Below are 24,425 nucleotides of genomic sequence, written 5' to 3' on the forward strand. Positions count from 1 at the left end.
GGTCTGGAATACAAGACTCCCAGTCTGGATCAAGAATAAATTTAGGGCAGGAAAATGTCGATACTGTTACAAATAACACTGGTTCTGGTCATTGCACTGTTGATGGTGCCACTGAGTAAAAGGCTCAGAGTGCCAAGTGTGTTGGGCTATCTGTTAACAGGGATCATCTTAAGTCCAAGCCTTTTGCATCTGATTCAGACACCCGAAGTTTTAAACAGCTTCATGCAAGTCAGCCTGATGGCATTGTTGTTCTGGATCGGCCTGCAACTCAGACCGCAACGCATTGTCCAGATCAATCCATCCCTGTGGATGATGGCTGCTTTACAGGTACTAATCAGCACCCTGATTTTCACGCTCATGGCTTGGGTTTTCCTTCAGCAAAACCTACTCGCAAGCATTGTAATTGGACTCGCCGGCAGTTTGTCTGCCATGACTCTGGTGATTCAACATCTCAATCATCAGGAACAGTTCGCCACCAGCTATGGTCAGCAAGCCTATTCCATTCTGCTGGTTCATGCCCTGTTGGCCATTCTGGTGATTGCAGCCATTCCCTTATTTGCCGGGATTCGCTCGACCGAACACGGCGTGGCCTACTTTGCTGCCCTCATCGCGACGTTGAGCGGTCTGTTCCTGTGTAATCGTTACCTGATGCAACCGTTGTATCGCTGGATTGCCAAAAGTGGCAGTCACGAATTACATGCGATTGTGGCGATTGCGGTGACCTTGGCACTGTTGGTACTGATGAATACCCTCGGACTGAATCTATTTCTCGGTGCCTTGTTTGCCGGAATTTTACTGGCAGATTCAGATTTCCGGCCAGCAGTAGAAAGCACGATTCGGCCTTTTCAGGGCCTGTTGATGGGCTTGGCATTTATCAGTCTAGGCATGTCACTGCACTTAGCTGATCTGCTAAATTTTCCCTGGATGATTCTGGGCGGCACCCTCACTTTAATCTTGGGCAAGTTTGCAATCAACCTGGCATTGGCGCGTTATCATCAAAATAGCTGGCGCAATAGCACCTTGTTAGCAACCAGTCTGGCGCAAGGCAGCGAATTTGCCTTACTGGCACTGGTAATTGCCGTTTCCGACCAGATTATTGCGGCTGATCTGCTCTCTCCCTTGCTGTGGATGGTGAGTTTGTCCTTGCTGCTGACCCCCGCATTTTATTGGTTATTGCACAGTCAGATCTTACCGCGTCTGGATCGCCACAATCATCTGGCAGCGACTTTTGAAACTGATATTAATCCTCAAGCCCATACACCAATCCTGCTGATTGGCTTTGGCCGCTTCGGACAGATTATTGCCCGGATTTTACTGCAACAGCAGCATGCATTTAGTGTCATGGATAGCACTGTGCCAGCCACTGAACTTCTGGCACAGTACGACATCCCTTTCTATCAGGCAGATGCGACAGAGCCTGCAGCCTTGATACAGACCGGCATTGCCACAGCGCAACAGGTGATTGTAGCGATTGACGATATTGAAGACTCGATGCTAATCGTGCGGCATCTGCGGCTGAATTATCCTGAAACCTGTTTATGGGTCCGCGCCCGTGACCGGCATCATGTGCATTTATTGCAGGATTTGGGCGTGAAACACATCTGGCGTGAAACTTATCTTTCAGCTTTAGAACTCAGTCAGGCCTTACTAAACCAGCTCAATCCTGACCTCGAAAATAGCCAGCAACAGATTCAAAACTTCCGTGAACAGGATGAAAAGCTGCTCAACAGCCAATATCATCTGGATCCGGATGAACATCCAAATTATGAAAATCAGCGTAGCAGTTTGGCTGAACTGGAGCATCTGTTTACCCAGGATCAACGCCATAAAGCGCAAAAACAGGATACACCGCAGCAACAGGATACAAACGGCGCAGGAATTGATACGTTAAGAGATGAACTGTCATAACTTGTGTTTTACAATAATGACACCATTAAAGCAGGGTTATGGAGAATTTTATGTCTGATTTACGCCAACGCTTTTTTATTGAAGATAGCCCTGTTCGTGGTGAAGTGGTGCATCTTGAAGAAGCTTTACAAACCATTTTAGCGCAACGTGACTATGCACCTGCAGTTAAAATCCTGCTAGGTGAAATGCTCAGTGCTACTGCATTGCTAGCCAGCACATTGAAGATTAAAGGGCGTATCAGCCTGCAAATTCAGGCATCAGGCACATTTAAATGGGCCATGGCTGAATGTAACCATTTGGGTGAAGTTCGCGCTTTGGCTGACTATGAAGAAGATCCGCACTTTCTGGTTGGTGAAGACAGCAGTACCGTGTTGAAGTCACTCACCTCTCCGGTGCTGTTCATCAATATCGAACCAGAGTTTGGTGAGCGTTATCAAGGGATCGTACCCCTTGATAAAGAAAATTTAGCGGGCTGTCTGATGCAGTATTATGACCTGTCTGCACAGATTCCAACGCGCATTGTGCTGGCGAGCGACCATCAGCGTGCAGGTGGTTTACTGATTCAGCTGTTACCACGTAATAGTGAAGAAGAACAACGCCGGGTAGATGAAGACCTATGGCCACGTCTGACCATGCTCACAGAGACCCTGAAAACTGAAGAGTTAGTCGGTTTGCAAGCCACTGATATTCTGTACCGTTTATATAACGAAGAAGAAGTGCGTCTGCCAGATACGGAAGTGTTGAAGTTCGGTTGTACCTGCTCTAAAGAGCGTTGTGCAGTCGCTTTACAGCAAATCGGCATAGAGTCGATCCGTGAAACGCTGGAATTCCAGAATCCGATCGAAATGGACTGTCAGTTCTGTAATAGCCAATATACTTTTACCGCTGAAGAAGCCTTGGGTCTATTTGGTAAACACCTGAGCTAAGCAGTTCTAATCCTTAAGTTTAAAAGCATTCCTAGGAATGCTTTTTTTTATATTTTAAAACCTATGGGACTGAGTTCAACAGAGCGTATTCTCCTACAGTAGAAAACCTGTTTACCCCCTGAATTAAACTCTCCTGTAAATCCAATCCAAAAATTCCAGTTAAATTATAAGATTATTCACATTAACAAAACCTAAATATTCATCATTTTCAAAAAATTATGAGAAAAACTGCACAGTTTATACTCTTGATTTAATTATGCTTTTAAAATAGATTAGAGTAATAATTCTAAAATGAATACATCATCAATTTAACAGGTATGTTATGAGAAAATTATTGAATACTCTAGTAATGGGGATGAGTTTAATCGCAGTTTCTAGCTTGGCCTTTGCCTATGAAGATCCATTATTGGGTAAATGGAAAACCATCGATGATCAATCGGGCTATTCTCGTGCGGATGTGGAAATTCGCAAGAAAGCAGATGGCAGTTATGAAGGAGTGATTGTCGAAACACGCAGCTTGCCTGGCGCAGAAAAAATGGGAATTTGTCATAAATGTCCAGGTCAGCTCAAGAACAAGCCTTTTCTAGGCCTGCCGTTTATCTGGGATTTTAAGGCAGATCCGAAAAAGCCACGTGAATACCATGATGGCAAAGTGCTTGATCCGATCAGTGGCAAAGTTTACAAAGGTAAAGCACGCTTAAGTGCTAATGGTAAACGTCTGACCTTGCGTGGTTATGTGGGGGTATCGGTAATTGGCCGCAGTGTAACCTGGGTAAAATATTAATTTCAGAAAGATTTTCAAAGCCCCTATATCAGGGGCTTTTTTCTTTGTCATGATTTGAAACAATAAGGTACAAATAAAAACTGTTTTGGGGCAAGTAAAGTCATAATAATGGATCGAAGACGGTTATTTTTTATCCATTTATGATGATCAATCTTCAGCCTCGTTCAATTTTGCCCTCTGGTCTGCTTTGCAGCCCTGATATGGCGCCCTCTATTCAACACAGGAAAGTGATTGAATACGCTTTGTCGATAACACATAAAATTATAAAAACAACTTCAGCTTTAACCTTCTTTGCCTCGCATGCTGCTGATAGATATCCGGTCAGACCGACTGATCCATCAACTACTGGCACATCCCGACTCTTCACTCATGATCATTTGAGTCATCACTCTGAGTCTGCATGTCCAAGGATTGGAAAGCGTTCTATTTTAGCACCTTCCCTTTCTCCGGATTTTGCACACTTGGCTGTTTAAGGAGTAGACCCATGACTACGATTCAGTACCAAGAAAGTTTTTCCCACGGTTATACCCCCTCAGAAATTATGGACGATCGTTCATTTGACTTGATCCACTTTGCAGAAGCCTGTGGACAAAGCCCGGAATGGGTCATGCAGTTAATTGAACATGGAATTTTACCAAATCGCTCTACAACCCCGACCAGCACTTTCCTCGGTGAAGATATCTCGCGTGCACAACGCGCCTATCGCCTGCAACGCGATTTTGATGCCTCATTTAGCGCCGTTGCCATGATGCTGGACCTCATTGATGAAGTGCAGGAGTTACGCCGCGAGGTCAAACATTTGCACTTCAAGTAAATCCTTTTCATGTTCTGTCGATCTGCATTTTTCAGTGCAGATCAGAACATATTTATATTTAATTTTATGATTAGAGTATAAGAATCCCTATGAAAACCAAAGATTGCAATAAGAAAATCAAATACATGTTTCCCGAATACCGCGACTTGATTGTGCAACTTCGCGAGGAAAATCCCTATTTTGCCAAGTTATTCGAGGAACATAACGAGTTGGACAAAGAAATCAGCCAGCTTGAACTTGATCCAGTCAATCATATCAACAATGATATTGAGGCGATCAAGCGTAAAAAACTGAAATTAAAAGATGAAATCTATAAAATACTGACTCGAACAGCTCAAGTTGAGTGATCAGCAGAACAGAGTGTTGATTTCTACAGAGCTAATCTAAAATTGAAGTCCACTGATCTACGTGTGCTTGAAAAATAGGACAACTTTTATAAATATCGATTGATAAAGGTAGCTCTATTTTAATTTGGTCAGCTTCTCAACTTCTTTCATGGTCTCTTTCACTGATTGCTTAATCGGCTCATAGTCCAGGAACCAGAACAGATTCACGTGTTGATTCTTATGCTGTTGTGCCAGTAGATCAATCACACTGCGCTCCCCTCGGCCGACCAGATGTCTGCGATAGAAATAATACACCAGCAATACCGTGCTAATGAACATGATCATTAACATACTCCAGAACCCGACAGGAGATTTCGCCCCCGGAATAAATTCAAAGTTCATCCCGTAAATCCCGGTCAATAAGGTCAGCGGTGCAAAAATAGCGGTAATTATCGCCAAGATGCGCATATTTTCATTGGTCTGATTGGCAATGGCTGAAAAATGCAGGTCGATAGCCGCCTGAATCGAGGCACGCAAACGAACAGTGTGTTTTTGGATGCGCTCTACATGGCTGACCAGGTCATTCATTCGGACCAGCATAATATCCTGCCGTTCCGACTTCTTCTTGCCTTTCAAGTGTGGATAATTATCGATAATTTCATCTCGCAGTTCTTGCAAGGTATCAATTTGCTCTTCACAGAGATTTTCCACTTGTTGAAAAGATATGCTTTCTTGCAATAACTGGTTCCATTTAGTAAAGCGGCGATGCCCCTGTAATAACTCCTGTTGCCAGAATTCAACCCGTCGGGTTAAAGGCACACGTAAATCCAAATAACCATCCACCATGCTATTCAGCAAACGTAACGATAAATCCAGCGGGGTCATCGGGAGTTTTCGTGACTTATTTTGTTCCTGAGTGGAACGGATCACATGGGTTTCAATACGGGAAATATAATTTTTTATTGCTTTATTGCCTTGCTCACGTACTGTAATCAGCACTTGAGGAGTCATGATAAAACTAATCGGAGTAGTCGCCAGACCAAATACTTTTTCATGCTGTTCCAGCGCCTGCTCACCGCTCTCGATGTCATCATCCGGGGTAATCAGCTTGCGAAAAATAAGCAACTCATAGTCATCCATGCTATCAAATACACAAGGATGTTCTAAATTAAGAATATCGTTTACATGCAATTCGTTTAGGTATAAATGGGTCTGCTGTTCTATTTCTTTTTGCCAAGTCTCAGCCCGATTAACCACATCTGCCCGGGTATAGTCGATCCAGATAAATTCAGGTTCGGCTTGAGCAATAGGCTCTTTTTGTACAAAAATATGATGTTCGGTCGGATGTTGGTAAAAATAATAAACCTGCATTAAGACAATTCTCTATTCACAATTCTGCTTTTTGTTGTTGCAGGATAGAGCTAGGCCTTCCCCATCTATCCGTCTTAAAATTATGAGCCGAGCCGAAGACTTAAGCAATCCAATCAGTCTTTATTTGCGTAGCAGAATCTTATTGAAGGCATAAAAAAAGCCCTGAGCCAGCCAAAGTAAACACTTTGACCAATCTCAGGGCTTTTTTGTTGTTATTCACATGAGTTTTCCCATGTGAATATTTTAAGAATTAAACTTGTTCGATGTCTTTCATCGTCAATTTGATACGGCCACGGTTATCAACATCCGCAACCTGTACTTTCACTTCTTGACCTTCTTTCAATACATCTGCCACGTTCGCAATACGTTCGTTTGAGATTTGAGAGATGTGAAGCAAGCCATCAGTACCTGGCAGGATATTTACGAACGCACCGAATTCAACGATACGAATCACTTTACCTGTATAAATTGTACCTGGCTCGATTTCAGCAGTAAGTGCCTGGATCTTGGCAACTGCAGCTTGCGCAGCCGCTTTAGTTTCACCAAATACGCGAACTGTACCGTTATCTTCGATATCGATCGCTGCTTTAGTTTCTTCAGTAATTGCACGAATGGTCGCGCCGCCTTTACCGATCACATCACGGATTTTATCCGGGTTAATGTTGATCACTTGGAATGTCGGTGCGTGCATCGAAATTTCAGGACGCGCACGTGAAATCACCTGGTTCATCTCATTCAAGATGTGCATACGACCCGCATAAGCCTGGTTCAATGCAGATTCCATAATCTCTTCAGTGATGCCTTCGATCTTGATGTCCATTTGTAGCGCAGTAATACCGTTTGCAGAACCCGCTACTTTAAAGTCCATGTCGCCCAAGTGATCTTCATCACCCAAGATGTCAGAAAGAACTGCGAAACGCTCGCCTTCTTTCACAAGACCCATCGCAATACCTGCAACTGGCGCTTTAAGTGGAACGCCAGCATCCATCAATGATAATGAAGCACCACATACAGACGCCATTGAAGACGAACCGTTTGATTCAGTGATGTCAGAAACGATACGGATCACGTACGGGAAGCGATCAGCCGCAGGAAGAACTGCTTGAACACCACGACGTGCCAAACGACCGTGACCAATCTCACGACGCTTAGGACCAGATTCACGACCTGTTTCACCTACAGAGTATGCTGGGAAGTTGTAGTGCAACATGAAGTTGTCAGTTTTTGTACCTGCAAGGGTATCAACCATCAACGCATCACGTGTATTACCCAAAGTCGTTGTAACCAAGGCCTGAGTTTCACCACGTGTGAACAATGCAGAACCGTGAGCACGATCCAATACACCTACTTGTACGTCGATTGCACGAACAGTTTTGGTATCACGACCATCGATACGTGGCTTACCAGACAGGATGTTGTCACGAACGGTACGGTATTTAAGGTCTTCGAACAGTTCGTTTACTTCTTCTGCAATGCCAGTTTCGTCATTTTCAGGAACGAACTGTGCAACTGCTTCTGCATAAAGCGCGTCAAGTGCCGCATAACGGTCTTGTTTCACTGCAATCGTGTAAGCTTCAGAGATTTTCGCTTCGAATGCTTCTTTCAATTTACCAAGAAGTTCTTCATTTTTAACTGGAGCAACCCAAGTTGACTCAACCGCGCCTGCAGCTGCAGCAAATTCTTTGATCGCCTGGATCGCAATTTGCATTTCGTCATGACCGAACAATACAGCGCCCAGCATTTGGTCTTCTGAAAGTTCTTTCGCTTCAGATTCAACCATCAATACTGCAGTTTCCGTACCCGCAACAACAAGATCAAGATCAGACTCTTTAAGTTGTTCAAGGTTCGGGTTCAGGATGTATTCACCGTTAATTAAACCAACGCGCGCGCCACCAATAGGACCACGGAAAGGTGTACCAGCGATAGACAATGCAGCTGAAGTACCTAACATTGCAGCAATGTCAGCATCCATGGTTTTATCAGAAGAAATCACAGTGGCTGTTACTTGAATTTCGTTGAAGTAACCTTCTGGGAACAACGGACGAATTGGACGATCGATTAAACGAGAGATTAAAGTTTCAGCTTCAGACTGACGGCCTTCACGCTTGCCATAACCACCCGGGATACGACCAGCAGCATATTGCTTTTCTTGGTAGTTAACAGTCAATGGGAAGAAATCTTGACCTGCTTTTGCTTTAGGCTGTGCCACAACAGCAACAAGTACTTGTACGCCGCCCATGGTGATCACAACAGTGTTTGCCTGACGGGCAACACGGCCTGTTTCCAGGATAACGTTGTGTTGACCGAATTGGAATTCTTTACGAATAATATTAAACATTGACATGTTTTATTTTTTCCTAGTTCTTGTGAACAATTATTCTAGTGGAGACCCCTAAGGTTTGGCATTCATGACCATATGGACGAGTAAATGACAAAGCTTAGAAGCCGACCTCACCAGATTAAATACTATTTTTAAACACAAAGAAGGAGCGAAACATTCGCCCCTTCCACTGGCTTAGCGCAAAGCTAAGCCGACTTTAGTTTTCAGCAATACAGCACAAAGCATGCAATACACCCGAAAATAAAGTTTAAATCGAATTAACGACGTAAACCTAAAGCACCGATCAATGCTACATAACGACCGTGGTCTTTACCGTTAAGGTAGTCAAGTAGTTTACGACGTTGGTTAACCATACGGATAAGACCGCGACGGCTATGATGGTCGTGTTTGTGCTCTTTGAAGTGACCTTGTAAATCATTGATTTGAGCAGTTAAAAGAGCTACTTGAACTTCTGGTGAACCAGTGTCGTTTTCAGCGCGAGCGAATTTAGCCATGATCTCTGCGCGATCTGCGTTAGTTAAAGCCATTCGATTTCTCCGAGATGCTTATATATTTTGATAAAAATCAAAGTGATGAGAATTCAAAACCTTGACTGCCGTGCATCACTACAGCAAGTTGCATATTTTAAGGGAAAACACATCAAATTGCAAAAATAGATCCATATTTTTGCATGGTTTTGGCTGCTCATTGATGCAATTCAGATCTGATGACTCTTGTCCCTCAAAGATTCAGGTTTTGCATTATTTTAGTGAAATAAATCTAGGATGAATTAAATATCGAAATTCCTTTAAAAAGCCAACAAACCCTTTAGCTCGCGTGAATCTTCCGCTGCTCTCCATAAAAAAAGGATAAAAAAAAGCCCGAGTAAACTCGGGCTTTTTGGCGCTGTAGTTCTTTCTCTTATCATTATTATTTATTGTATTATTATGGCGTTTTACGCTTATTATTATTTTCAAACATCCTGTTGAAAAATCATCTTCCTTGTGTGGTAGATTTTGCCATATTCCCACCAGACAACTAGAGGTATTTGCCTCATTTTGCTGTAAGCTATTTCGTACATCACAGGGTAAAAATTTGCATAATGTTACACAGCTCTCGTTTTATTTAACGCTATTTACTTAAGTTTACTGGCTAGAGTTGAAAATTATTGCTAAGAAATTAGGATAAAAATCCAGCAAGCTTCCTATAAAAAAATCAGGATATAAAAAAGCCTTGTAGTCTCTCCCAAAACTACAAGGCTTAGCGGCTGTAAGTTTCCTCTTTCACTTACTTCACTGTAAGTTCGCTGTCTACCGACATTATTATTATCATTATGCGATTATGCTCAACTTTCCGTGTTGAGTTATTTTGTAGAACCAATCTTCTCAAAAACCGAGCAAAAGCTCTATGCGTCAATTTCCTGAATCCTTGTAAGCTTTTACCTACAAGATTTGATTATTTTTGCCAATTAAATTACTAGATTGTTCAATGATTTTTTGGCTCAAACCACTTTTCCGGGTAGTTCTAACACAAAGTGCTTGTGTAAAAGCATCATAATCTACCAATAAACTGACCACTTTTTTGGCTCGAGTAATTGCAGTATAAATCAACTCTTTGCTCAATAAATTTTTTGCATATTGATCCAGCACCACTGCCGTATGGGAAAATTCAGAACCTTGAGATTTATGAATGGTCAGCGCAAAAGCGGTTTCAATACTTTTAGGTAAACGGGTGGCTAATACCCATTTTTCAAGACTCGGGAAATACACTTCAAACTGACGTTGACCAGATTGCTCACGTAAAAAACAGATACCAATATCACCATTGGACAGGCCCAACTGATAGTCGTTATAGCTCATCATGACGGGTCGTCCGACATACCAGTCGCCCTGTTTCAACTGACCTTGGGCTGCTAAAAAACGTTGTTCAATCTGTAGATTGATCTTGAGCAGCCCCAGATCACCAGAACGGATTGCCGTTAAAATACGGTAATCATCAAAAGTTTTGACCACCTGTTGCACATAGTGTTCAAAATCAGCTGAGTTTCGTTCTGTTTTTATGGCCTGTACATAAGCCTGATAACCATACATCAGCTGGTCATAATACTGATTCAAATTATGCGCGGTCTGTTCGGCACCAGCGAGCAGGTATTGTAACTGCAACTGGTCGATCTTCACCTGATCCAAATCGATCGCCTGTAACTCACTGGCTGCCACAATCTGCTGCTCAAATTTCTGCAAGACGTGAGAAGGCTGATGATTCTGCTGGATAAACTCCGCCATTGCGCCAATCCTGGCTCCAGGCGCAAAACGCCGCGTGGTGATTAAATTGACCCGGTTTTCCTCCAGAGTCGCCACTTGCTCTAAATCTGCCAGTACCGTTCCGACATCCACAGAGGCCAGCTGGTCTGCATCACCGAGTAAAATCAGCCGTGCATGAGGCGGTATGGCGGCCAGCAACATCTGGGACAGATTCAAATCCAGCATCGAGGCTTCATCCACCACGATCACATCATAGGGCAAAGGCTGTTTGGCATGAAAGCGTGGCTGTCCGCGAGTACCCAAACCTAGTAAGCGATGCAGGGTCACCGGTTGCAACTGTTTTAATGCTTCTAGCTCAAACTGTTGTAACGCTTCACTGTGCAAGGCTTTTTGCAGTGCTTCTTTCATTCGCTGTGCAGCCTTTCCCGTAGGCGCTGCCATAGCGATCCGTATATGCGGCAAGGCTTCATATAGCACCGCAATCATATGTGCCAGCGTATAGGTTTTACCAGTCCCCGGACCGCCGGTAATAATGCTTAAGGCTTGCTGCGCCACCATATGCAGGGCTTTTTGCTGCTGTGGATCTGACAATAGGCTGCGATCACGTTCAGATAAATGAATGGCGGCAACCGGCTGGGTTTTAATTCGTGCAATATGTGCGGCTACCTCCTGCTCTAGCTGCCAGTAGCGGTACAAATATAAATGCTGATCTGCAAAAATAAACGGCGCAATTCCTGTACTTTGCTGACGGCGGTCTAGAACCAGATTGTGTAATAAGACAACCTGCCGAGGATCAACTTCGATACAGCTATCCCCCGCCTGCATCGCTTCAAGCAATTGCTCGATCAAGATTTTTGCTGCCGGATCAAATGTAGCCGTACTAAACGGCGGCTGACACAGATAGTCAATCCAAGCCATTAAATTGGAGTCTTGCTGTGACACGTGATTCTGCTCATTTTCCACACAGTTATCCTCAAAGTTATCCACAGGATAATTTTCTGTTTAATCTCTATATATTTTATAAAACTGCAAAGTCAAGCTGATTTTTTCTGCTCAAAATAGCCCAATATTTGATCCAGTTTTTCTATGAATTCAGAGTCCGGTTGCCAATGATAGACTCCTTGCTGAACCTGTCCATTCATCCCGCGCAAATACAGATAGGTTGCGCCGCCCAAGTGCTGCTGAATCGAATAACCCTGCATATTCGCACTCAGGTACCGATGCAGTGCCACCAGATACAGAGCGGCCTGCAACCAGTAACTGGACTGGCTCATATTCTGCTGAATCGCCTCAGCACTATAGTGCTGCTGATCAGGTCCGAGGAAGTTACTTTTATAATCGGCAATCTGGTAGCGCTGGCCATCGAAATACACCAGATCGATGGAACCGGTCAAATACCGCGCCGATTTGGCCTCATTAAAATCGCTCATGATCATGTCATGTTCGAGAAAAAGCTGATGGATTTGCCGAATCTGCAAAGGGGCATCGGTCAAGGACAGATAAAAAGGGAATTCTGAAAGATACTGTTTAGCCTCCAGCTGTGCCAAGGCAAAATCTGCCTGGATCGGAGTGGCCAGAATGTCATGTACCCAGTCATGCATCAGGTTCAGCAAAATATCTTCTGTAATTTCGTCCAGCAATCCCTCAAAAGCAGTCTGGAAAATACTTTCCACATTCAGCGATTCAGTGCTTGCAGAGCGTGTGAGCTGAGCTATTTCCTGTTCAAAAAACTGGATAAAGGAGTCATCCTCCAGCCCATCGAAATACACTTGAAACTGACCTAAAAATTCTAGCAGAGCTGAACGCTCGAGCTGCTGTTCCGAGTGAAACAGCTGCTGCCCTTGCTGGCGATAAGCTTCACTTTGATCATGCAGGCGAATTCCGGTCAATAACTTATAGTTCAGGCTGGACAATACGCGCTGCATACTATGACGCAATTCCTCTGCTTTGAAATCTGCCTGAGCTGTGGCCTGAAACAGGGTTCGCAGATTCACCACAGCAGCCTGATAAGGCAGGGAAAAGGCCTGTTCCAGCACACTACGTATATGAAAAGCCTGTTCAAATTTTTCTTTCAGTTCCTGCCAGATTTGCGGTGCGGTATTTTTAAAACGGCGCCGGATTTCCAGATTCCAGTAACTGCTGTCCTGAAAATCAATATGTTCAAAAATGCTGTGCAAGAATGTTCCGGCTACGGTGCCTTTAGGAAAATTCAGCCTAATCCAGTCTAGGGGCACAGCTGCTGGCTGTTCTTCCAGACCGGTAAAATGAATTTCATCGGCAGCACTGTCGGGCTGTTCATAAGCCGTGACCAGATCGTCCTGCAAGATATGTCCATGTAGCTGATGCTGTGACAAAGCCGTAAAACTGGTTTTGGTTCGCGGATAAAACTGCCGCTCTGGCAAAGGTTGCGCCCGCATGTCGACCTGATGATGGTTCGACTGCTCGACCAGGCGCGGTGGCTCCTGAGACAGAGGCGGCTCGACCAGACTTAAAGCATGTTGAAACAGTTGATCTCCCTGACCACGCCAGAAGGCCAGCCCCGAATCGGACTGTGCGTTTTGATCCTGCAGCATGGCATATACTCGGTGACTGGCACGGGTCAGCGCCACATACCAGAGCCGGTGGTTTTCGGCAGCATTACGCGCTGCATTTTGCAGAATCGCCTGCTCATGCAAATTCTTGTGATTGACTGCAATCACCCGGGATTGTTCCAGGATGTTGTCCTGTTCAGGCGCAGACAGGGAAAAATTCAGATTGCCTTTATTCACATCAAAAGCAGCATCTGCTCCCAATAAAAACACCACTTTAAATTCCAGCCCTTTGGAGGCATGAATGGTCATCAGCTGCACCCCATGATCCCCAGACAGCTTGCGTTCTTTTTCGCTGTCCTTGCCTGAAGGTGACTGAAGCTGGCGCAAATACCAGTGATAGAGTTTTTGCGCCCCCTGATAATATTCACTCTGCTGGCTCAGCATCTCGGTCAGATGGCGCAGATTGACCACCACCCGCTCATTGTCCAGACTTTGACTGGCCACCAGATTGGTCCAGACCTGAAACAGGTTCAGTGCATAATTCCAGGCGGTCAAAAAGCCTTTCTCAAACCACATTTCCCGAATTATATCCAGATCCGCAATATAGCGACTGAGGCCTTCACTCTGGCTTTGCAAATCAATCAGTTTTTTCAGATTGAAGCCCAGCAGACGGGTTAGTAAAGCCCGCTTGACCTTGGCCTCATTGAAAGGATCCATAATCGCCGTCAATACGGCTGCGACATCCTGAGCGATTGGACTGGCGAACACGCTCTGTTTGGATTCTTTATAGCAGGGAATGCTCATACGCTGCAGGCGTTGCTTCACCTGTTCCAGCGCATAATGTCCAAATCCCAACACCGCAATATCATCTGCACTCAGGTTTTGCTGATGCTCCTGCTGCTGAAAGTACAATTGTTGCTGAGCGGACTGATTCAGCAACGCACGGATTTTCCAGGCCACCTGATCGGCTTCTACATCGGCTTCACCCAGCTGAATCCAGCGTAGCGGCTGTGGATTGCAGGCACCACTGTCGATTAAATCCGGATGTGGCCGGCTGCCGGCCTGAATCAGGGTGTACTGCACCTGTTCGCCAAAATCCATTTGCCGCTGGAACAGTGCATCAACCACTTCTACGAGCGGTTTGACTGAACGATGGTTCTGCATCAGGGTATATTCATGACCCTGCTTGTGGCGTACGTCAGCGTGTGCCTTGTTATAAGTCAGCATGTCGCCGCCGCGGAAACCGTAAATTGCCTGTTTCGGATCACCGACCATAATCATGCAACCGGACTGCACCCGGTCGGCATCACGCCAGATCTTGGCCAGCAGATCATCCTGATCCTGATTGGTGTCCTGAAATTCATCGACCAGAATCAGCGGATAACGTGCCTGCACAAACTGGGCAAAACGCTGTCCCTGCTGGCCTTGCAATGCTTCCGCCAATGTACGGATTTGCTGGGAAAAAGTGGTTTCACCCTGCTGCTGTAAGGTTTGCGGCAAACGGGTCTGCACACTTTGAATAATATGAAATTCCAGATAGGTCGTAAGCTGTTGCAGCTGCTCATCCAGATACTGTTTGACCTCGCACAGCGCATCAATTGCCACGATCAGACTATGTTGCAAAATCAGCTGTTGCTCTGCATCCGGACAGCTTTTGTTAAAGACCTGAGTGGTCGGCTGGAAATCGGTTTTCTTGCGGCGCAAATGGCACAGATTCAGTATAATCGGCTGCAATTCAGCATCAAAGAAACTCATTGTTCCTTGAGTTTTCAGGGCTGCGCTCCAGGTCATAAAGTTTTCACAAATTTCGGTTAACTTGGTCAAAAAACTCTTGTGAAAATACTTCGGACTTTCCTGACAATAACGCCGCATGACGGCAAGATCATGCTCCTGAATATTTAATAATTGGCTGATGCAGGCTTCCAATTTGTTCAGGTCACATTCAGCCGGTTCGATCTTCCGAAAATGCTGCTTACTGAAATTCAGGGCATCTCGCACCAGCCCGGTATAATGCTCCACCGGTTTCAGCAGATTCTGAACATACAGATGATTGACCATATATTGCGGCTGTTGCTGAATCCAGTCACGCAGCACATCATGAATCAGCTGCTGGATATACAAATCCTGATCTTCGGTCAGTTCTGCACGTTCAATCTTGCCACTTTCAAAGGCAAATTCACGTAACAGTTTCTGGCTAAAGCTGTCCAGGGTGCCGACAAACAGTTCATCCAGCTGATTCAGCACCAGACGTAAACGACGACGGGCATAATCCAGACGTGTACCATAATCTTTCAGCACCTGCTGAAATAAAGGATCGGTTTCGTTCTGGATCTTTGCTGCTATCTCAACTGAATTCAGCTGCTGATGACGCTGGATATAGGCCAGGGTTTCCTCGACCCGTAGCCGTACCCGGTTTTTCAGTTCAGCGGTTGCTTTGCGAGTAAAGGTGGTCGCAATCACCTGATGTGGATAATACTGGTCCAGAAAAATCCGTACCATCAGGCTGGAGAGCGTATAGGTCTTGCCGGTTCCTGCCGAGGCTTCAATCCAGTGCAAGCCACGGAACGTCATGTCCTGGATCGGATTGGTAGAAATGGCTGTTTGCGGCTGCTGTTTTAAGACGGTCATGCGGCTACTTCACCCATTCCAGATGTTGATGAATCGGCGCATACAGGCCATGAGCAAAGTCATGACAACAGCGCTGCAAGGCCAGATCCGGGTCTTGATCCTGTAAAATAAACTGCCAGTCCTGATGCAATAGACTGGATTCATCCGAAGCCAAAGGCTTGGCACTCTCATAGCTATTGTTCCAGGCTTTCAGCAATTCCGGCATTTCTACAATCGTCATTTTGCCCTGTTCATTCTCGGTCCACTGCCACTCTTTTTTCATCAGTAATTCTGCCGGCAAGACCAGCGGCTGCTGTTGACCAATTTCCCAGGCCTTTAACCAGAGCTGCAAATACTCATGTGCCTTGCTCGAACTCAAGCCAGAAAACTTCAGGGTTTTATTACTAAAAATGACAATGCGCTCCAGTTCTGGTGAGCGTGCATCGTCATTTAAGTAAGCCAGCCACAGCAGATACTCCAGCCAGATCTGGGCGCGGCGTTTTTCCGAGGCCGAAGAGGATTGCATGCTTAACCAGTAGCTACTGTTCGGGACTTGTGGCACGTTAATATGAATGATCAGTTCAGAGCCAAACTGTAGCGACTGTTGGGTCACAGCCGTGAGTTCTTTACCGAGTTGCAGCAAACGCTCCTGTAAAAGTTGCTGTTCCTGCTGGCTGCCGAGCCAAGTGGCTTGCTGGGTTTTACCCACCGGCAAACGGTCCAGCATCAGGCTCGGCCCAACCTGCTGCTCTTGTTGCAAAAGGAAATCCCGTACCTGATACTGTTCCAGCTTATTCAATAATAAAGGTTCCCGGGAACTCGGCAAATCGGCATAGCGAATCGTGGAAACCCCGACACTTTTCAGGAATAGACGTGCCGGGAAAATCATATCGCGGATCCATTCATCACCTTTGAGTACCCGGATTTCTTTTTGTTCTAGTGCCGGATAATGTGCATTGATCCAGCTGCTGCGCTTGCCTTCGGCGCTGCGGATATATTCTGCTACCGCAAACCACTGATCCTGATAACGTGGTGTCTGCATATCTGCGAATCCGGCCGGATCAAAAGGCTGCAAGGGATGTACATGATAAAGCTGCTGGATATGTTGAGCCACGGACAGACCATGCATCTCCACCATCGGATCGACTTCGGCATCCGGCTGTTCAGACTGGCAGATCAGCGCGATATGCTGAACCAGTTCCTGCAAGGCAGTGGATGGATCGCGAGCCTCACCACCCTCCAGATCAAAGCCATTATAGAACAGCCATAGATTTTCCTGTGCCAGCAGCAAGGCATCCAGAAAAGCGCCCTGCTCGTCATCCAGACGGGAACGGTCACCAAGTTGCGGCTTCAGGCTGCGCATCAGGTCAAACGGAACCTGTTGATTGCGGCTCGGAAATTTACCGCTATCCAGATTCAGCATCACCACCAGTTTATAAGGCAATGGCCGGATCTGCCCAATCTGGCTAAAAGTAATCTGTCCAGTCGGTTCGGCCTGATCCAGCTGCATCTCCAGGGTATTCTGAATTTCTTCCAGCACATAAGGCAGAGGCAGACTGAGTGCCACCAGCTCCTGACTGGCATGTGGATCATCCTGATCATGATAATCGGCCAAGGTCAGCATCCGCATTTGCTTGTCGATAATCTCGGCAACAGTTTTGAGTGATTCTACCCCGGCATCACGAAATTCATTCAGATCAGCACGCAGATATTCCAGCCAGGTTTTGACTGGCGTGCGTTGTCCAGTTTCATGCAAAGTCAGCCAGTCACGGCGCTCTACCAGATCCTGATAAATTCGGATCAGGGTGGATATCAAGGGAAAATCACTGGTCAGAACCTTAGCATAACTCAAGGTGTCCTGAAACAGGGTATGTTCAGGAATCGCCAGACCCAACGCCAGACGGTCCAGCGCGAATTTAAAGCTAAACCGGTAATCCTCATCGCCTGCACTGAGGCTTTGCTGTAAATGCTGCTGGTCCAGTCCACGCTTGAAGCCAGCATCTGTCAGCAACTGCAACATCCGTTCTACCTGACTATAGTCCAGACCATAACGTTGCTGGGTCGCATTCAGGCTAAGCCAGTCGGCAAAGTCCTCAATACTGAAACGGCGCCGTACCCACTGAATCCGGCCCAGTACCGCGCGCCAGGCATTGCTGACATCCAGACGTGATACCCCGGCAATCTGGATCGGTAAATACAGGTTATCTTTCTGCAAGCGTTTGCTACCAGTCTCGCGCTCACGCGGTGGCGGGGCAAAGACACTGCGAATTGCCGGTTCGAGTTCTTTCAGACTTGGCGTCAGCACCAGAATATCACTAGGCTGACGCGGCACGTCATTCGTATCTTGAGCCAGCCAGTGAATCAGCTGTTCTTTAAGGACTTCCAGCTGACGTAATGAAGAATGACAGACATGAATCTGTACCGAATCATCGTCAGGGCTTAAAGCATATTGATGCTGTTCAGGCTCGAGCAAATACAGGATATCTGACTGGATTTTGGCCAGCAGCCTGTCCTGATATTCATCGACAAAGACATCGGCCCAGAGACCCTCTTCCCCTGAAGACAGTTTAGAGAGTAGAGAAAAATGATCCCGTGCCTGCTTGCCGAATCGGGTCAGAAGCGGATGCCGCGATTCCCGGTCTTCGGCATTAAAGTTCAGCTGCTTGATCCTGAAGTCTTTTATTTCCGCATCATTCGGTTTACGTTGACGGGTTTTTTCAAAACGCTGAATAAAGCGCTCTTCCCGCTGCAAATCAAATCTGGCTTTCCAGTCAGGATCGACACTGTCCGCCCAGTATTCCTGCGAAGGGTTGAAGTGAAAAATATAGATATCAATGTATTGCCCCAAACGGCGTAAAAAATCCAGCTGGCTGGGTGGCAGTTCCAGCAGGCTAAATACCACAATCTGGGCCGGCAGTCGTTTTAGAGCCTGAGCGCGGGTTTCTGCATTCTCCAGCCGCTCCCAATACAGGCGTTCAATCTCCAGGATTTTGGCATAATCATCCTGAAATACATGCTGCCACAACCAGCGTTGCCAAGCTTCCAGTTCACGCGCCTGAATCTTGACAAAATCCGCCACCTGCATCTCATGACCATTTTCATCTTTGGGGCTATAGATCATTTGCTCGATATCGAGCGCAATATCCTGCCCCCAGGACTCTAACCAGTTACTCGGACAACCACAGTTGTTTGGAGGACAGTTACGCGCGCAATAACCGCGATAATCCATATAATGACTGAACAAACGTGACACCTGCTCCGCCACCCAGTATAGCATGCTCTGTTTTTTCAGCTGTTTTTCTGTGCCCTGTTCCAGCCGGTCGGCACTGTCATAAATCCGCTTCACAATGGAATACAGTGGATGATCGACATCTAAAGGAATCTGTTCAGGCAGAATGCATTTTCGCAGCGCCTGAAACACGCGCCATTTGATGATAATGCGCGGAATATTGGCTTCACGGACCTGCTCTACTTCTTTGGGAGCATTCAATACCCACTGATAAGAGGTCCATTGAAAGGCGCGAATCCGGTGATGAAACTGGGTATTGGCGCTAATGCCTTTTTTCTCGGCAATTTTCTGGGTCAGCCAAGTTTCTACAGCCGGAGATGGCACAATAAAATGCCGGGTTTGTAACACCTCAAATGGATTCCGGGCAGTCTGGTTGACAATACGCAGCATACTATCCAAAAGCACATCAATACGTTGACTCTGAATAACATGGATGGCCATTGGTTCCCCTGAACTGCTGAATGTGGTTCTTACTACAAAACGATAAAGATTATTTACTATACATCCCGAGCGCTCTATGACACTTTAAAACCACACTTCAGTCGAAAAATTTCTTTGAAAAAAGCATCTTAAAGATGCTTGAATAGAAAAAAACAACATAGAGCTTAGGTAGTGCCCATGAAATTAGATAAAATTCCTGAACGTCTCGATCCGAGCCTAGATTTAGAACAAATCCGCGACGAATGCCTGGAACTCACCAAAAAACGCGCCTACTATTCTGCTGGTGCTGCCGTGATTCCGGTACCTTTTATGGACGTGGTCATTGATGTCGGCATCTTGTCGCAATTGATTCCCGAGATCAATGCCCGCTTCGGCCTGTCCCCTGAGCAGATCAGTGTCTACGATCCGAAAACCCGTCAGATTCACTGGCAAGAGCTGCGTAAACGTGGCGTAGAATTTTCCGGTCTGGTGGTCGCACGTACGGCAGTTAAAAAATCTTTGAACAATGTTGCAGCGAAAGTGATGATAAAGCAAGTCACAAAATTCATTCCGCTGGGTGGTCAGCTGGTGGCCGCAAGTCTGGGTTATTTTGTCATGAAAAAAATTGCCGATGCTCATGTGCAAGACTGCTATCGCACCGCTAAAAGTATTCAGCAAAAACAGGTCGCCCAAGGTTAATCCTGTTTAAGCTAAATATTTTTAAACTGTTTAAAATTCTCTACTTCAGGCAGATTATTCTGCCTGAAGTTGTTTTAAAATAGCCTTTAGTACTTCGACCCGCGCGGTATTCTTATCATCGGTCGCAATAATATGCCAGGGTGCTTCCTCTGTCGAGGTATGTTCAAACATATCGGCTGCCGCTTTCAGATAATCGTCCCAGCGCTCCCGGTTACGCCAGTCTTCTTCAGTAATTTTAAAACGCTTATGCGGTGTATCTTCACGCGCCTTGAAACGCGCTGCCTGTTCATCTTTGGAGATTGCCAGCCAGATTTTCACAATCACCGTTTGATGCTTGACCAGGCTCTGTTCAAAACGGTTAATTTCATCATAAGCACGCTGCCATTCCACCGCACTAATAAGTCCTTCTACCCGTTCTACCAATACCCGGCCATACCAGGAACGGTCAAAAATACAGATATCATCATCGGTTTGCAGCTTGGTCCAGAAGCGCCATAAATAGGGACGGCTCAGTTCAAATCTTTCTGGTGCAGCAATGGTATGAATTTCATATTCACGTGGATCGAGTTTTTTGACAATTCGCTTGATCGCGCCGCCTTTGCCAGCAGCATCCATACCTTCAAACAGAATCACTACATTACGCGAATCGGAACGCATGGCTTTAGCGACCTTCGCGGTTAACTTTTTCAGTTCCGGTTTGTAATCTTCTGGCTGGGCTTGAGTCTTGGAAGGATGTTTTAACTGCTCGGGAATCTTGGCCTGCTTCCATCTTCCCTTGGCTCTGGCCGGGTGATCCGGACAATGTTTCAAGGCTCTCAAGATATACTGGGCAAATTGCTGGTCGCGCTGCTGTTCATCTTCGCCATCAATAATGAACCAGTCCTCGGTAAACCGCTGACGCAGGCGCTGCAAGGTGTCATATTCTTTGCGATTGCGCCAGTCCAGACCATGCAGTTGATGCCAGTGAGTTTCACTCGGATCCATGGCATCCAGGCGTTTTTGCAAAACTTTCCAGGACAGGTCAAACCAGACCTTGATCACGTCGACATGGTTATTTTTCAGGTCCTGTTCAAAAACCTGCATCTCTTGCAGATATTCATCAAATTGTGCATCACTCAGCGGGCTTTCAGCTTGCATGGCACTGCCGAGCAGATCGCTATACCAGTTACCAAACAGCACCATGATCTGTCCTTCAGCTGGAATAAAACGCGCATAAGGTTGCCACAAGGTCTGCTTCGGGCCGGCTAGCTGGGGCTTATCGGCTTTCACGCGCAAATAGCGCGGATCGACCCATTCACGTAGCTGTTTAACCGCTTCACCTTTGCCGGCTAGCTCAATGCCATTCACCAGAATCACCAGACTTTTGGCATTTTTCTGGCCCCGGGTCTTTTTTAAATTATATTGGGCATCAATCAGCTCGACAGACAGCTGATCTTCATCCATTAACTGAAATTGTGGTTGTTCCATACGTATCTTCAACCCTGATCTTTTATTCTATTTGCAGTATAGCGAGGAGTTTCAGCGCAAAAATAGCTCTGGCAACGTTTTTCACACGATTAAATTGGCTATTTAAACAACAGATTGACATACAAATGCCCGATCTCTGTTCAATTTGTCATAGCAGGATTGTCCGGCAGCCTCTAAGATTCTTGCATCCTCCAATCATAATTGAAGCCTCATGTCCAAACTTGCCGTACTCGATGATCTGTTAGCGCATTATTATCAACTGGCTTATCACACCCGGCCTGACATTTTAAGCCGTTTACAGGATGTGCAGGCCTGGCAGAAAGTCCGCATGCAGCGCACTCATCGCGCCCATTTTGCTGAAAAACAAAACCTGTTGATGTCCGAATATTTCCTGAACCGTCTCTACGGCGGTGCTGAATTTGATGCGCTGGCAGAACAGATTGCCCGGCTGATGAAATATGCGCATAAAGCAGAAAAAGTTATTCCGGAAAATGCCATTAAAACCGGCACCTCAGGGGTAGAGCTGGCTATTCTGGCGGTACAACTGGATGAACAGGTCGCGATTCAGTTATTACAGGATTATCATCCACATGAACCGCTGACTGACGAGATGATGCGCCTGACCTATTTGAAGCTGGATCAGGGTGAAGCACGCTTGAAACAGCTGGCTCTACTGGATCAGCTCGGCATGAGTCTGGATAAATACATGCGTTCATTTGTGGTCTATACCGCCTTTAAAATGTGTAAGGGCGCGGCGAATAAGTATAACTTTCAGGTGATGTATGAATTTATGCAGGATGGTTTTCTAGCGATGAAGCCACTTAAATCGGCAGAAAAATTTGTACGCACGTTCACGGCAACCGAACGCCAGATTATCGAGAAAGTACATTCTGGCGATCCGTTGCCATTTCAGTAAATACCCGATGAGTATTTCTGCCAAGCGTGAATTTTTCTGTATATTATTCATAACAATTGCATCATGATTGCTGAATAAGCCTTTAGAATCTGTCATGATGCAGACAATGCAAGATTAACCCGATTGATATGTTAGGAGTGACTCCAATGTCGAATGAAAATACAACGCCTACCCCTACCCCCGAGTCGGCACAACAGACAGACAAAGTGAGCCCATTCTTAACTGAACCCCTTCCACAAGGCACCCCGCAAGGTCAGCAACAATCTTTAGAACAACGTCTGACTGACACGCCTGTGACGGGTACTGTGCCTAAATACAATCTGCCACGTGGTGCCAATACCGGTAACGTCGGCTCAACCACACACTTCGGCTATCAAACTGTAAACAGCGAAGAAAAAGCTCAGAAAGTCGCAGAAGTGTTCCACTCTGTGGCGAGCAAATACGACATCATGAATGACTTGATGTCTTTTGGTATTCATCGCCTGTGGAAACGTTTTGCGATCAATATGTCAGGTGTACGCCGTGGCCAGCATGTGCTGGATATCGCGGGCGGCACCGGCGACTTGGCTAAAGTCTTTAGCCGCGAAGTGGGCCCGACGGGTCATGTGGTACTGTCTGATATTAACGAATCCATGCTGAATGTCGGTCGTGACCGTCTGATTGATGCGGGCTGCACCAATGTCGATTTCGTTCTGGCCAATGCCGAAACCTTAGAACCATTTGCAGACAACAGCTTTGACCTTTTGACCATTTCTTTTGGCCTGCGTAACGTCACCGATAAAGATGCGGCACTGGCTGCGATGTACCGTGTCCTTAAGCCAGGTGGCCGTTTACTGGTTCTGGAATTCTCTAAACCAGTGTTTGAACCATTCTCTAAACTGTATGACCTGTATTCGTTCACGGCATTGCCAATCATGGGAAAAATCATTGCCAATGATGCAGAAAGCTATAAATACCTGGCTGAATCGATCCGTATGCATCCGGACCAGCGCACCCTGAAAGGCATGATGGAAAATGCCGGCTTCCAGAATTGTGACTATCACAACCTGACTGGCGGGATTGTTGCGGTTCACCGCGGTTTCAAACTTTAAGGTTCCTTGCCTATGTGGTCAATTTTGGCACTCGGTGCTGTTGAACGCGTGATTCATCATGTTATTGATCTGGACGCCATTACTCGCATCCAGCTGAATGCCCTGTCCGGTAAAATGCTGCGGGTGGTGATTGCCTCGCCGCAGCTTTCGGTCGATGTTTTTTTTGATGAAAGCAAAGTTCGTCTGGAACCAACGGCAACCGGTCATACTGAAACACCTTCGGTCTTTGAACAGCGTCCATTTGACGCAAGTTCCGCGACAGTCCTTGAAGCGACCGCAACCTTGCAGGTCAGCAATGTGGTGGAATTACTCAAGCTGCTGCTTTCCGATGAAGTGGGCAATATTCCATTGCAAGGCGACTACAAGTTATTGCAGGAAATCCAGCGCATCATGCAACAGGCGGAACTGGATCTGGCGGCGCACTTAACTCCCTGGATTGGCCCGACACTAGCACATGAAATTGGTAAATTGCAACTGCTGCCCCAGCAGCTAAAACGTACCCTGCAAAGTCAATTATTCTTTGCCGAAGATGCCTTAAAAGAAGACAGTGGTCTGTTTGCCCCCCGCTGGCAAATGGATGACCTGAATCAGGACACCCGTATCCTGAATCAAAATTTAGATCGGGTTGAAGCAAAAATCCATCAGCTTCAGGCTCAAATCGATGCCTCCAACAATTCTACTCAAGACTAGGTACA

At 46.0% G+C, this 24,425-nt stretch carries 16 protein-coding genes; 9 read left to right on the forward strand and 7 right to left on the reverse strand.

Translation table 11 applies throughout. The features are described 5' to 3' along the window. The first annotated feature begins 54 nt into the window (after positions 1-54). The 5 genes from G4D73_RS08025 to G4D73_RS08045 all read left to right on the forward strand — a co-directional run bounded on the left by G4D73_RS08025 (position 55) and on the right by G4D73_RS08045 (position 4,779). Entirely contained in the window at positions 55-1,908 is a 1,854-nt protein-coding gene (locus tag G4D73_RS08025; RefSeq protein ID WP_191112674.1) for a cation:proton antiporter, read from the forward strand. A 50-nt stretch (positions 1,909-1,958) separates the two neighbouring features. Continuing rightward, complete coding sequence (locus G4D73_RS08030) at positions 1,959-2,834, forward strand: Hsp33 family molecular chaperone HslO (RefSeq protein WP_004278571.1); 876 nt, start codon at positions 1,959-1,961, stop codon at positions 2,832-2,834. A gap of 322 nt (positions 2,835-3,156) precedes the next feature. Continuing rightward, complete coding sequence (locus G4D73_RS08035; RefSeq protein ID WP_148334810.1) at positions 3,157-3,618, forward strand: DUF2147 domain-containing protein; 462 nt, start codon at positions 3,157-3,159, stop codon at positions 3,616-3,618. A 484-nt stretch (positions 3,619-4,102) separates the two neighbouring features. Continuing rightward, positions 4,103-4,432, forward strand: a complete 330-nt coding sequence (locus G4D73_RS08040) for a chaperone modulator CbpM (RefSeq protein ID WP_004278573.1) — start codon at positions 4,103-4,105, stop codon at positions 4,430-4,432. Positions 4,433-4,521: 89 nt separating this feature from the next. Beyond that, positions 4,522-4,779 (forward strand): YdcH family protein, encoded by a 258-nt coding sequence (locus G4D73_RS08045; RefSeq protein ID WP_004278574.1) that lies wholly within the window; start codon positions 4,522-4,524, stop codon positions 4,777-4,779. Positions 4,780-4,893: 114 nt separating this feature from the next. Here G4D73_RS08045 and G4D73_RS08050 read toward each other — a convergent pair whose 3' ends face one another. From G4D73_RS08050 to G4D73_RS08075, 6 genes are all read right to left on the reverse strand, one after another. Then, on the reverse strand, positions 4,894-6,129 hold the full coding sequence (locus G4D73_RS08050; RefSeq protein ID WP_004647341.1) for a magnesium transporter CorA family protein: 1,236 nt from the start codon (positions 6,127-6,129) through the stop codon (positions 4,894-4,896). 250 nt (positions 6,130-6,379) lie between these two features. Beyond that, positions 6,380-8,467 (reverse strand): polyribonucleotide nucleotidyltransferase, encoded by a 2,088-nt coding sequence (gene pnp, locus G4D73_RS08055; protein WP_171054287.1) that lies wholly within the window; start codon positions 8,465-8,467, stop codon positions 6,380-6,382. A 260-nt stretch (positions 8,468-8,727) separates the two neighbouring features. Further along, complete coding sequence (rpsO, locus tag G4D73_RS08060) at positions 8,728-8,997, reverse strand: 30S ribosomal protein S15 (protein WP_004278577.1); 270 nt, start codon at positions 8,995-8,997, stop codon at positions 8,728-8,730. 894 nt (positions 8,998-9,891) lie between these two features. Further along, positions 9,892-11,673 (reverse strand): exodeoxyribonuclease V subunit alpha, encoded by a 1,782-nt coding sequence (recD, locus tag G4D73_RS08065; protein WP_213687734.1) that lies wholly within the window; start codon positions 11,671-11,673, stop codon positions 9,892-9,894. A 71-nt stretch (positions 11,674-11,744) separates the two neighbouring features. Further along, a complete protein-coding gene (locus tag G4D73_RS08070) occupies positions 11,745-15,869 on the reverse strand; it encodes a UvrD-helicase domain-containing protein (protein ID WP_213686492.1) in 4,125 nt (1,374 codons plus the stop codon). Positions 15,870-15,873: 4 nt separating this feature from the next. Next, positions 15,874-19,578, reverse strand: coding sequence for an exodeoxyribonuclease V subunit gamma (locus G4D73_RS08075; protein WP_213686493.1), 3,705 nt, complete (start codon positions 19,576-19,578; stop codon positions 15,874-15,876). Positions 19,579-19,755: 177 nt separating this feature from the next. Between G4D73_RS08075 and G4D73_RS08080 the strand changes: the two genes are divergently transcribed. Continuing rightward, a complete protein-coding gene (locus G4D73_RS08080) occupies positions 19,756-20,256 on the forward strand; it encodes a hypothetical protein (RefSeq protein WP_005108051.1) in 501 nt (166 codons plus the stop codon). 54 nt (positions 20,257-20,310) lie between these two features. On the opposite strand, the gene G4D73_RS08085 is transcribed toward G4D73_RS08080, so the two are convergent. Beyond that, complete coding sequence (locus tag G4D73_RS08085) at positions 20,311-21,729, reverse strand: phosphate--AMP phosphotransferase (RefSeq protein WP_213687735.1); 1,419 nt, start codon at positions 21,727-21,729, stop codon at positions 20,311-20,313. A gap of 205 nt (positions 21,730-21,934) precedes the next feature. Here G4D73_RS08085 and G4D73_RS08090 point away from each other — a divergent pair, with 205 nt between their 5' ends. From G4D73_RS08090 to G4D73_RS08100, 3 genes are all read left to right on the forward strand, one after another. Next, positions 21,935-22,639 (forward strand): FFLEELY motif protein, encoded by a 705-nt coding sequence (locus G4D73_RS08090; RefSeq protein ID WP_180096705.1) that lies wholly within the window; start codon positions 21,935-21,937, stop codon positions 22,637-22,639. Between the two features lie 146 nt (positions 22,640-22,785). After that, the gene (gene ubiE / locus G4D73_RS08095; RefSeq protein WP_004647333.1) at positions 22,786-23,730 is read left to right on the forward strand and encodes a bifunctional demethylmenaquinone methyltransferase/2-methoxy-6-polyprenyl-1,4-benzoquinol methylase UbiE; all 945 of its coding nucleotides are present in this window, start codon (positions 22,786-22,788) and stop codon (positions 23,728-23,730) included. A 12-nt stretch (positions 23,731-23,742) separates the two neighbouring features. Further along, the gene (locus G4D73_RS08100) at positions 23,743-24,420 is read left to right on the forward strand and encodes a ubiquinone biosynthesis accessory factor UbiJ (RefSeq protein WP_213686494.1); all 678 of its coding nucleotides are present in this window, start codon (positions 23,743-23,745) and stop codon (positions 24,418-24,420) included. Positions 24,421-24,425 lie beyond the last annotated feature (5 nt).

This window comes from Acinetobacter sp. WY4 (assembly GCF_018438165.1).
Lineage (GTDB): Bacteria > Pseudomonadota > Gammaproteobacteria > Pseudomonadales > Moraxellaceae > Acinetobacter.